At 63.1% G+C, this 11,287-nt stretch carries 8 protein-coding genes and 2 pseudogenes; 3 read left to right on the top strand and 7 right to left on the bottom strand.

Annotated elements, in window-relative coordinates; translation table 11 throughout:
• Position 1: 1 nt before the first annotated feature.
• Complete coding sequence (locus tag AC1DWI_RS04140; protein ID WP_477724420.1) at positions 2–1,861, top strand: PAS domain-containing hybrid sensor histidine kinase/response regulator; 1,860 nt, start codon at positions 2–4, stop codon at positions 1,859–1,861.
• Positions 1,862–2,147: 286 nt separating this feature from the next.
• The gene (locus AC1DWI_RS04135; RefSeq protein ID WP_477669145.1) at positions 2,148–2,861 is read left to right on the top strand and encodes a YebC/PmpR family DNA-binding transcriptional regulator; all 714 of its coding nucleotides are present in this window, start codon (positions 2,148–2,150) and stop codon (positions 2,859–2,861) included.
• Between the two features lie 36 nt (positions 2,862–2,897).
• Here the strand turns inward: AC1DWI_RS04135 and AC1DWI_RS04130 are convergent, their stop codons facing one another.
• The 3 genes and pseudogenes from AC1DWI_RS04130 to AC1DWI_RS04120 all read right to left on the bottom strand — a co-directional run bounded on the left by AC1DWI_RS04130 (position 2,898) and on the right by AC1DWI_RS04120 (position 7,335).
• Positions 2,898–3,830, bottom strand: a complete 933-nt coding sequence (locus tag AC1DWI_RS04130) for a histone deacetylase family protein (RefSeq protein ID WP_477669144.1) — start codon at positions 3,828–3,830, stop codon at positions 2,898–2,900.
• Positions 3,831–4,104: 274 nt separating this feature from the next.
• Positions 4,105–6,705, bottom strand: a pseudogene (gene clpB, locus AC1DWI_RS04125) (ATP-dependent chaperone ClpB).
• Between the two features lie 147 nt (positions 6,706–6,852).
• Complete coding sequence (locus tag AC1DWI_RS04120; RefSeq protein ID WP_477669142.1) at positions 6,853–7,335, bottom strand: molybdenum cofactor biosynthesis protein MoaE; 483 nt, start codon at positions 7,333–7,335, stop codon at positions 6,853–6,855.
• A gap of 318 nt (positions 7,336–7,653) precedes the next feature.
• Between AC1DWI_RS04120 and dapA the strand changes: the two genes are divergently transcribed.
• Positions 7,654–8,565 (top strand): 4-hydroxy-tetrahydrodipicolinate synthase, encoded by a 912-nt coding sequence (gene dapA, locus AC1DWI_RS04115; RefSeq protein WP_477669141.1) that lies wholly within the window; start codon positions 7,654–7,656, stop codon positions 8,563–8,565.
• A 19-nt stretch (positions 8,566–8,584) separates the two neighbouring features.
• Here the strand turns inward: dapA and moaD are convergent, their stop codons facing one another.
• From moaD to AC1DWI_RS04095, 4 genes and pseudogenes are all read right to left on the bottom strand, one after another.
• A complete protein-coding gene (gene moaD / locus AC1DWI_RS04110; RefSeq protein WP_477669140.1) occupies positions 8,585–8,836 on the bottom strand; it encodes a molybdopterin converting factor subunit 1 in 252 nt (83 codons plus the stop codon).
• Positions 8,837–8,858: 22 nt separating this feature from the next.
• Entirely contained in the window at positions 8,859–10,124 is a 1,266-nt protein-coding gene (locus tag AC1DWI_RS04105) for a molybdopterin molybdotransferase MoeA (RefSeq protein ID WP_477669139.1), read from the bottom strand.
• 60 nt (positions 10,125–10,184) lie between these two features.
• Positions 10,185–10,733 carry a molybdopterin-guanine dinucleotide biosynthesis protein B gene (gene mobB, locus AC1DWI_RS04100; protein WP_457280427.1) on the bottom strand — a complete coding sequence of 183 codons (549 nt, stop codon included), beginning with the start codon at positions 10,731–10,733 and terminating at the stop codon, positions 10,185–10,187.
• Between the two features lie 95 nt (positions 10,734–10,828).
• Positions 10,829–11,287 (bottom strand): annotated as a pseudogene (locus AC1DWI_RS04095) (threonine synthase); the annotation flags it as partial.

Below are 11,287 nucleotides of genomic sequence, written 5' to 3'. Positions count from 1 at the left end.
GATTACAACGGATAGCTTTCGCCTGCTGGTGGATGCGGTGCAGGACTACGGCATCTTCATGCTCGACACCGCGGGCAACGTGATGTCATGGAATATCGGCGCCCAGCGCATCAAACAGTACCGCGCCGACGAGATCATCGGCCGCAATTTCTCCACCTTTTACCCCCCTGAGGCCGTCGCCGCCGGATGGCCCGCCGAGGAGTTGCGCCGCGCGGAAAGAGATGGGCGCTTCGAGGAAGAAGGCTGGCGCATCCGCAAGGACGGCAGCCGTTTTTGGGCCAATGTCGTCATTACCGCGCTCAGGGACGAGAACGGACAACTCGCCGGCTTCGGCAAGGTCACACGCGACCTCACGGAACGCCGGGCTCACGAGGAAGCGCTGCGCGAGAGCGAAGAACGCTTCAGGTTCATGATCGAAGGGGTGCGGGACTACGCGATCTTCATGCTCAGCCCCGACGGCGTGATCGAGAGCTGGAACAGCGGCGCGCAGCTCATCAAGGGCTACAGCCCGAGCGAAGTCATCGGCAAACATTTCAGCCTGTTTTACCGTCCTGAAGACCTTGAGGCCGGCAAACCCCAAGCCGAACTGAAGGCGGCCCTGGAGTATGGCCGGGCTGAAGAAGAAGGCTGGCGCGTTCGGCGGGACGGCTCGGTGTTTTGGGCCAATGTGGTGATTGCCCCGGTGTATGACACGGGCCGGCAACTGCGCGGCTTTGTCAAAGTCACACGCGACATGACCGAAAGGCGGCGCCTGCACGAGCTGGAAAAATCCAGCAAGCGCATGAGCGAGTTCCTGGCCATGCTGGCGCACGAGCTGCGCAACCCGCTGGCCCCCATCCGCAACGCCATCACCATCCTGCAACTGGAACCMTCCCCCAGCCCGCTGGTTCGAAGCAGCCGCGACATGATCGACCGGCAGCTCACGCACATGACACGCCTGGTCGACGACCTGCTCGATGTCGGGCGGCTGACCACCGGCAAGATCCGGTTCAAGGCGGAGCAGGTTTCCTACAACCAGGTGGTGGCCCGCTCCATTGAGGCCGTGCGCCCCTTGTTTGATGCGCGGCGCCACCGCCTGAAGGCAGACATCCCGGCCGCGTCGCCGCTGGTGCAGGGAGACGCCACACGGCTTGCGCAGGTCCTGCAGAACCTTCTGGTCAATGCCGCAAAGTACACCCCCGAGGCGGGCCTGATCGAGCTGAAAGTCTGGCAAGAGGGCACGCAGCTCTACACCTCGGTCCACGACAACGGGCTGGGTCTGTCGTCCCAGGCGCTCAGCCAGATCTTCGAGCTGTTCTCCCAGGGCGACGCGCAGACCGCCGCGCGGGAAAGCGGGCTGGGCATCGGTCTGACGCTGGCACGCTCCCTGGTGGAAATGCACGGCGGCGCACTGCATGCTGAAAGCGAGGGCCCCGGCCGCGGCAGCACATTCACTTTTTTCCTGCCCAATGCGCAGACAGGCGTGCACGGCACCGATGACGCAAGCGGTCCGGGCGCAGCCATCCTGGTGGTGGACGACAACCGCGATGCAGCCAACAGCCTGGCGGAAATTCTCAGGCTGATGGACTGCCAGGTGAAAGTGGCCTATGACGGCCCCGCTGCGCTGGAGATGTTTCGCCAGCAGGCACCCCAGGCCGTTTTGCTGGACCTCGGCATGCCGGGAATGAACGGCTACGAGGTGCTGGCAGCCCTGCGCGCCCTGCACGGCGGCGAGCAGGTGACGGTCGCGGCCCTCACCGGCTTTGGCACGGACGAAGACAAAAGCCGCGCGCTGGCCGCCGGGTTCGACGAGCACCTCACCAAGCCGCTGGACTTTACCGCCCTGCAGGCATTTCTGCAGACCGCCGGCGTGGTGGTTTGAGCGTTTGGGCGGCCGGGAAGGCTGTTTTTACCCATTTTCAGGAACAAAAAGGCCTGCAGCCTAATAACAACGTGCGCCAGCAGCTATCAAATAGATAGCAACTCCAGGGATGCCAATGTGCCTGGCTCGCCCGCAAGCCCCGCCAGCAGGCCACTGTGGCCATGGGTGTATAACCAGAGCCCTCGGTTCCGCGCTTTTCCCCACCCCGCGCGTGGCCGCTCACCTCACATCAATAAGCATCAAGCCGGGCGCATGAAGCGCTGCGGCATACCAAGGAAGATCAAACATGGGCGCGCAGTGGAAAGCAAAAGGCAAGGAACTGGCCGCAAATGCCAAAGGCAAGGTATTTGGAAAACTGGCCAAGGAAATCATGGTGGCCGCGCGCAGCGGTGCCGACCCGTCATTGAACGCCCGCCTGCGGCTGGTGGTGGAGCAGGCCCGCAAGGTCTCCATGCCCAAAGACACGCTGGAGCGCGCGATCAAGAAGGGCGCCGGCCTCACCGGCGATGCGGTTCATTTTGAACACGTGATCTACGAGGGTTTTGCCCCGCACCGCGTGCCGGTCATGGTCGAATGCCTGACCGACAACCTGAACCGCACCGCATCCGAAGTGCGCGTGTTGTTTCGCAAGGGGCAGCTGGGCACTTCCGGCTCGGTGTCCTGGGATTTTGACCACGTGGGCATGATTGAAGCCGAACCTGCAGCAGCAGGCGCCGACCCCGAACTGGCCGCCATCGAAGCCGGGGCCCAGGACTTTGAGCCGGGCGAAGAAGAAGGCACCACCCTGTTCCTGACCGACGCTGTCGACCTTGACCTTGTGAGCCGCGCACTGCCGGCCCAGGGTTTCAGCGTGCTGTCGGCCAAACTGGGCTACAAGCCGAAAAACCCGGTCGATCCGGCAACCCTCAGCGCCGCCGACCTCGAGGAAGTCGAAGCCTTCCTGGCCGCCATCGATGCCAATGACGATGTGCAGACCATTTATGCGGGCTTGGGCAGCTAGGGCCTGGTTGTTTGCGTTCCGCGGGCGCGTCCCGTATCAGTTGCCCATCAGCGCACGCACGTGCGCCGCCGTGCCGCTGGCCAGGCCTTCCAGGCTGTAGCCTCCCTCGAGGACGGAAACCACGCGGCCGTCGGCGGTTTCATCGGCCACCTTCATGAGCTCCCGGGTGATCCAGTGGTAATCGTCGTCTGTGAACTTCAGGCCGCCCAGCGGATCCAGATGATGGGCATCGAAGCCCGCGGAGATGATCAGCAGCCCGGGTGCGAACCTGCGCAGGGCCGGCAACAACTGGTCGGTCATCGCGGCGCGGAAGGCGACTGACCCGGTGCCCCGCGGAAACGGCATATTCACGATGTTTCCGGCCACGCCGGTTTCATGGCGCGCGCCGGTGCCGGGGTAAAACTGCGATTGGTGGCAGGAACCGTAGAACAGGTCAGGGTCGTCGTAGAACGAGTTCTGCGTGCCGTTGCCGTGGTGCACGTCGAAGTCCACCACCGCAACACGCTGGATGCCGTGCCGCTGGCGCGCATGCAGCGCTGCAATGGCCGCCTGGTTGAACACGCAAAAGCCCATGGCCTGATCTGCCTCGGCATGATGTCCGCAGGGGCGGGTAGCGCAAAAAACGTTGCTCGCCTCCCTTGTCACCACATCGTCCACGCCGGCACAGGCTGCGCCCACGCAACGCATCACCGCCTCCAGCGAGCCCGGTGACAGGATGGTGTCACCGGCATCGAGCGCGCGGTAGCCCTCGGCCGGCGACACCGCCTGCACCTGCTCCACATAGCCGGGTGTGTGCACGTGGAGCACCTGATCGAACGAGCCCAGCGGCGCATCGCGCCAGAGCGCCTTCGCAAACTCCGGTGTCTTCAGTGCCTGCAGCACGGCTTCAAGACGCTCGGGCGACTCCGGGTGGTGCGGGCCGGGACGATGGTCGAAACAGGCTTCGTGGGTGTAGATCAGGGTGCTCATGGGCGTTTGTCTCCTTTGCAGCGCCGGCGCCGCCATGCAGCCGATGGCTTTCATGGCTGCGGGTTTTGTGCGGTCTCGTGAATGACTTTAACGGATCATGGCCGCAAGYGGCTCTGCCAGCCGCCCCAGACGGCGAGCAAGAAAAAGCCCGTTGCCTGCGTGCGCAGGAACGGGCTTTTGTCTTTTTCACATCAAAAATGGYCACTAGCCCCCGGCTGGCCGGCGCGAGCAGCTATCAATCCGATAGCAAGCTGCAGCGCCACCCAGCCCGGTCTCACCCGGCCGCCGCTTCGAAACTGAACACCCCCGGATTCTGGATCGGGTCCACATCGACCGGGATGGTGCTCTTGGGCGGGAACTTGCCTTCAAGCAGCAACTTCGACAGCGGGTTTTCAATGCGCTGCTGAATCGCACGCTTGAGCGGACGCGCGCCAAACACCGGGTCGAACCCGACCTTGGCGAGCTCGGCAATCGCCGCTTCCGACACCTCCATGTTGAGGTCCATCTTCTGCAGGCGTGCTATCAGCGTACGCAGCTGGATGCGGGCGATGGACTCGATGTTTTTCGCGTCGAGCGAATGGAACACCACGGTCTCGTCGATACGGTTCAGGAACTCGGGCCGGAAGTAGTTCTTCAGCTCGCCCTCTACCGCCTCTTTCACATCCTCATACGGCTGTCCCACCATGGACTGGATGATTGGCGAGCCGATGTTGCTGGTCATCACGATCACGGTGTTCTTGAAGTCCACGGTGCGGCCCTGACCGTCGGTCAGGCGGCCATCGTCCAGCACCTGCAGCAGCACATTGAAGACATCGGGGTGGGCTTTTTCCACCTCATCGAGCAGCAGGACGCTGTAGGGCTTGCGGCGCACTGCTTCGGTCAGGTAGCCGCCTTCTTCATAGCCGACATAACCCGGGGGCGCGCCAATCAGGCGTGCCACGGAATGCTTTTCCATGAACTCGCTCATGTCGATGCGGATCAGGTGGTCTTCGCTGTCGAACAAAAAGCCGGCCAGCGCCTTGCACAGTTCGGTCTTGCCGACACCGGTGGGGCCCAGGAACAGGAAAGACCCCGTAGGCCGGTTCGGGTCGGAAAGACCCGAACGCGAGCGGCGGATGGCATTGGCCACGGCGCCGATGGCTTCGTCCTGGCCGACCACGCGCTCGTGCAGCTTGCCTTCCATGAGCAGCAGCTTGTCGCGCTCGCCCTGCATCAGCTTGCTGACGGGAATGCCGGTGGCGCGCGCCACGACCTCCGCGATCTCTTCAGCGCCGACCTGGGTGCGCAGCAACGTGGGCGCATTGGACTTTCCCTTGCTGGCTTCGCTAGCCTGCGCTTCTTTGAGGCGCTTTTCCAGCTCGGGCAGCTTGCCGTATTGCAGCTCGGCGACTTTGTTGAAGTCGCCCTTGCGGGTGAATTCCTCAATCTGGAAGCGGATGCGGCCGACTTCTTCCATCACGTCCTTGGAGCCGAGCGCCTGGGCTTTTTCGGCCTGCCAGATTTCATCGAGATCGGATATCTCCTTTTGCAGCTTGGCGATCTCCTCTTCAATCAGGTCGAAGCGCTTTTTCGAAGACTCGTCTTTTTCGCGGCGCACGGCTTCGCGCTCGATCTGCAACTGGATCAGGCGGCGGTCGAGTTTGTCCATGACCTCGGGCTTGGAGTCCATCTCTATCTTGATCTTGGCCGCGGCTTCATCGATCAGGTCGATGGCCTTGTCGGGCAGGAAACGGTCAGTGATGTAGCGGTGGCTCAACTCGGCCGCGGCCACGATGGCCGGGTCGGTGATCTGCACGCCGTGGTGCTCTTCGTATTTCTCTTGCAGGCCACGCAGGATGGCAATCGTCGCCTCCACGCTCGGCTCGCCCACCAGGATTTTCTGGAAGCGGCGCTCCAGCGCAGCGTCTTTTTCGATGTACTTGCGGTATTCGTCGAGCGTGGTGGCACCCACGCAATGCAACTCACCGCGGGCCAGCGCGGGTTTGAGCATATTGCCCGCGTCCATGGCGCCCTCTGCCTTGCCGGCGCCCACCATGGTGTGCAGCTCGTCAATGAAGACGATGGTCTGGCCTTCGTCTTTGGCGAGTTCATTGAGCACGGTTTTCAGGCGCTCTTCAAACTCGCCGCGGAACTTGGCGCCGGCCAGCAGTGCGGCCATGTCCAGGCTCAGCACACGCTTTCCCTTGAGCGAATCGGGCACCTCACCCGCGACGATTCGCTGGGCGAGGCCCTCGACGATGGCAGTCTTGCCGACGCCAGGCTCCCCGATCAGCACCGGGTTGTTTTTGGTTCGGCGCTGCAGCACCTGGATGGCGCGGCGGATTTCATCGTCGCGGCCGATCACCGGGTCGAGCTTGCCCAGGCGGGCGCGCTCGGTCAGGTCCATGCAGTATTTCTTGAGGGCTTCGCGCTGGCCTTAGGCGTCGGCGCTGTTCACGCCCTGCCCGCCGCGCACGGCGTCGATCGCCGCTTCAAGCGCCTTGCGGGTCAGGCCGTTTTCTTTGGCCAGCCGGCCCACGTCGCTCTTGCTGTCGGCCACGGCCAGCAGGAAGAGCTCACCGGCGATGAACTGGTCGTTGCGCTTGATGGCTTCTTTTTCGGTGGCCTGCAGCAGCCTGGCGAGATCAGGGCTGACCTGGATCTGGTCCTGGCCCTGCACCCGCGGCAGTTTTTTAACGGCTGCATCAGCAGCCTGCGTGAGGCCGCCCACGTTGACGCCGGCTTTTTCCAGCAGGGCACGCGGGCCGTCTTCCTGGCGGAGCATGGCGGCCAGCAGGTGAACCGGCTCGATATAGCCGTTGTCGTTGCCCAGCGCGAGGGACTGCGCATCGCTCAGGGCTTCCTGGAATTTGGTGGTTAATTTGTCTTGTCGCATTGAATTTGACTCCGCAAAGGGGCTCGGGGCTCACGAAGGAGCGGTTATTGCCGAGTTTGGGGCTTTTGCGCGCCTTTTCAAGTCATTCAGCCGCAAGCACGGCAAGCCATTGGGCCGCGTTTGATGTGCGTCAAGCCCACGCCGGCCTCAGGCGTTGCTGGCGCTGATGCCCCATTTCGCCAGCGCCGCGTCGTCGCTGACCCGGGCATCCACCCAGCGGGCGCCTTCCGGCGTTTCTTCTTTCTTCCAGAACGGCGCCTGGGTTTTCAGGTAGTCCATCAGGAATTCGCAGGCCTTGAAGCTTTCGCCGCGATGGGCTGACACTACGGCCACCATCACCACCTGGTCCAGCGGCTGCAGCAGGCCGACGCGGTGGATGACGCGGGCGCCAAAAATATCAAAACGCGACATCGCCTCATCGATCATGGCCTCGATGGCTTTTTCGGTCATGCCCGGGTAATGCTCCAGTTCCATGCTGCTGACGCTCAGGCCGTCATTGCGGTCCCGAACCGTGCCGGTGAAGGTGCAGACGGCGCCGACGCGCTTGTCGTTTGAGCGCAGCGCGGCAACTTCATCGGCGAGGTTGAAGTCATCGGTGGTGATCAGGACGCGGGGGGAAGACTGGGCCATAGTGGCAATTTTGCCACTGGGCCACGCAGGCCGGTGCATATTCAATGCCGAAACAGTGCCACAGCCCGGCCCCTCAAGTAATATGGCAGCATGACTGGCCACATTCACCTTCTTGCCAACCGGACGCCCGACAGCGCCCGCGGGTTTGAGGCGTGCGCCAGCAAATCGAAAAAACCGTTGCTCATTTGACCGGGGCTGCGGTTCCGTCGTCGAATGAGCGATGGAACCGCCGGTTACTTTTCCAGAGTCTTTTGCGGACACCTTCACTTGTTCTGATGACGGCCTTTTTAGCCGGTCAGTTTTTTGGGATGTGTCTTCATGCAAACAGCGCTCAATGCCGATCAGGCAAATCAAGCCACTCAGGCAACTCACGATTTCTCGGGACTCTGGATCCCGCTCGTTACCCCGTTTGACCAGGACAAGGTCGACTACGGTGCCTTGAAACGCCTGGTAGCGCACTACCAGGCCAGCGGCATCGCCGGGCTGGTGGTATGCGGCTCTACGGGTGAAGCTGCCGCGCTCAGCGATGAAGAGCAACTTGATGTGCTGCAAACCGTGATGGCCGAAGCCCCTGACCTGCCGGTGATCATGGGTTTGTCTGGCTACCACCTGGGTAAAACGGCTGCGCGCGTTCGTGCTTTGAGCCCACTGAACCTCGCGGGCATCTTGCTGCCGGCGCCCAGCTATATCCGGCCCTCGCAGGCGGGCCTGGTCGAGTGGTTTACCACCCTGGCCGATGCCAGCGCGGTGCCGGTGGTGCTTTACGACATTCCCTACCGCACGGGCAGCCAGATGGCGCTTGAGACCATCCGGGCGCTGGCGGCGCACCCGCGCATACAGGCCGTCAAGGATTGCGGGGGTGACACGGCGAAAACGCGGGCACTGATCGCCGATGGGCAATTGCAGGTGCTGGCCGGTGAGGATGCAAACATCTTCACGACTGTGGCAGCAGGCGGCCGGGGCGCTATCGCGGCAGCGGCGCATTTGCATACGTCGCGATTTGCGGAAATTGTTCAGCGCCTTCGAGCGGGCGACGTGGCCGGGGCCGAGGCTTTGTGGAAACCGCTGCCGCCGCTGATTGAAGCCCTGTTTGCAGAACCCAATCCGGGCCCGCTCAAGGCATTGCTGGCGCGACAAAATTTGCTGCGTGACGAGTTGCGCAGCCCGATGACGCGCGCATCTGCGGCGTTGGTGGACCAGCTTGTGAAGCTGGATGCTCAGGTGGCCTGAGCCGCCGCGAGTGAGTGGATCAGCCGCCGGTGACGGGGGGGAAGAAGGCGACTTCGCAGCCCTCGCTGAGTACAGCCGACTCATCGCTCATGACCTGGTTGAGCGCCATGCGCACCGATTTGCCGCGCGCAAGCGCCGCAGCATGCGCGGGCGTGGCCGCCAGCAGTTCGTCGCGCAGGGCGGCCAGCGTGGTGGCAGAGGTGTCGCGCACCTCGCTGCCCTGCCCGATAGCTTCGCGAATCGAGGCAAAGTATTTGACGATGATTTTCATGGGGGGCCTTACCGCAGTGCCTCTACGACATCAGCGCCGAAAATGGAATGAACTGCACCGTGTCGCCATGCGCAATGGCCTGGCCGGCGGGGTTGTCGATCACACCGTCGCCCCAGACCGCCGAGGTCAGCACACCCGAGCTCTGGTTGTTGAACAGCTCCAGCCCGCCGGACGCGTTGCGCTTGACGCGCAGGAATTCGCGGCGCTTGTCGGCTTTGGGCCAATTGAAATGGGCCGGCGCCGCAATCGGGCTGACGGCGGTTTGCACAGCCCCTTGCAACTTGAGCAGGAAGGGCCGCACCAGGACCAGGAAGGTCACAAAACTGGACACCGGGTTGCCAGGCAGGCCGATGAAGTGAGAGCCTGCAATCTTGCCGTAGGCGAAGGGCTTGCCCGGCTTCATGGCGATCTGCCAGAGCGCCAGTTCGCCCAGCGCCTGCACGGCGGGCTTGATGTGGTCTTCTTCGCCCACCGACACGCCACCGCTGGTGAGGATCAGGTCGTGCTGCTCGCTGGCGCCCTTGAGCGCGGCGATGGTGGCGTCCAGGCGGTCGGGCACGATACCCAGGTCGGTGACCGTACAGCCCAGGCGCAGCAACAGCGCACGCAAAAAGAAGCGGTTGGAGTTGTAGATGGCGCCAGGCTTCATGTCGGCAGGCGCAACCTCGCCGGGCATGACAAGTTCGTCGCCGGTGGAAAACAGGGCGACGCGTACGCGGGGCGCCACCTGCAGTCTGTCGAAGCCGATGCTGGCGGCAAGGCCGAGCGAGGCCGGCGTCAGGCGCTCGCCACGGTGCAGCACCACGGTGCCCGAGGTCACGTCTTCACCACGACGGCGAATCCATTGACCGGACTGGGGTTGTACCTTGATGCGAACGCCGGCGTCAACCACATCGCAGTCTTCCTGCATCACCACTGCATCGGCGCCTGGCGGAATGGGCGCGCCGGTGAAGATGCGTGCCGCAGAGGCCGGCTCCAGCATGTGGCCGCTGCTGCCGGCCGGAATACGCTGGTTGACCTGCAGCACCGCATCGGCTGACCAGTCGGCAACACGCACCGCATAGCCGTCCATGGAACTGTTGTCGTGTGCCGGCACATCAAGGCTGGACACCAGATCCTGGCCCAGCACCCGGCCGTCGGCATCGAAGGTGGAAACCGTCTCGGCGCCGGGCAGCAAAGCCGCGCGGTCCAGCAACTCGGCCAGCGCCTGGTCCAGCGGCTTCAAGGGGGCCCGGCCGGGCTGGGGCGCAGGCGCCAGGCCGGCGGGCGTGGGGGAAACAGAACTCATGGTCGGGGTGTCCGGAACAAAAACCTGAACGGAACGAAAAAAGCCTGCTTTGGCGAACGTTTAACCGAAACGGTCTTCAAACGAATAGGCGAAGCGTTCCTGATTGTTGACCAGGTACTCTGCCACGGCGTCGGCATCGTCCAAATCCAGCACCGGGCGCAAGGTTGCTTGGGGCAGCTTGCCGGGGGCATCCGTGGCGACGGCGACGATGAAGTCGTCGTCCGGGTAGAGCGGGGGCTTGCCGGCATAGTCGGCCGAAGGCGCACGCCAGACTTCGATCTTGAGCAGGTCGCTGCTCTTGAAGCCCTCCACCAGCACCCAGTCCACGCCGCCGTACAGCTCGGCGATCAGCTGGTGAACGGTGAGCTCGGACGGCTTTTCAAATTCGCGCATCAGCGCAAGCCGGTTTGGCGAGGCCACCACCACTTCAAAGGCACCGGCCTGGCGATGCCGGAAAGTGTCTTTGCCGGGATGGTCTATGTCGAACTTGTGGTGCGCATGCTTGACCACTGAAACACGCAGGCCTCTGGCCTTCAGTGCCGGGATCAGCTTTTCGACCAGTGTCGTCTTGCCCGAACCGGAATACCCGGCAAATCCGACCACGTTCATGATGTCGCTCTCACAGAAAGAAAGGCCGGAAGACGCCCAGGTTGCTATTAAAAATATAGCTGCTTGCGCAAGTCAGATAAGGGCTACAGCCCGATTTAATGTACATTTTCGACAATGTAGCGTTTGATCACGGCTGCATCGGCCGGCAGCACCACGACGCGTTTGGGCAGGGCCTCAATGCCTTCAAACTTCGCAGGCCGCGTGGGCAATTGGCCCAGGGCCTCTTCAATGGTGGCCGCGAACTTGATGGGCAAGGCGGTTTCCAGCACGATCATGGGCACACCGGGCTGGAGCTGCTCGCGCGCCACCTTCACGCCGTCGGCGGTGTGGGTGTCGATCATGGTGCCAAAGCGCTTGTAGGTGTCGCGGATGGTGGCCAGCCGGTCGGCATGGGTGCTCTTGCCGCTCACAAAACCGTAGCGCTGCGCGGCCGACTTGAAGGCGGCCTCAGCGCTCAGGTCAAAGTAGCCCTGGCTGCCGAGCTGGTCACGAAACAAGGCTCTGGTCTTGCTACCGTCGCGGCCCAGCAGGTCAAACACAAAGCGCTCGAAGTT

Source organism: Polaromonas sp. P3_C2 (assembly GCF_056402675.1).
Note: the sequence above shows the minus strand (reverse complement) of the source record. Positions and strands in the feature narration are given on the sequence as shown.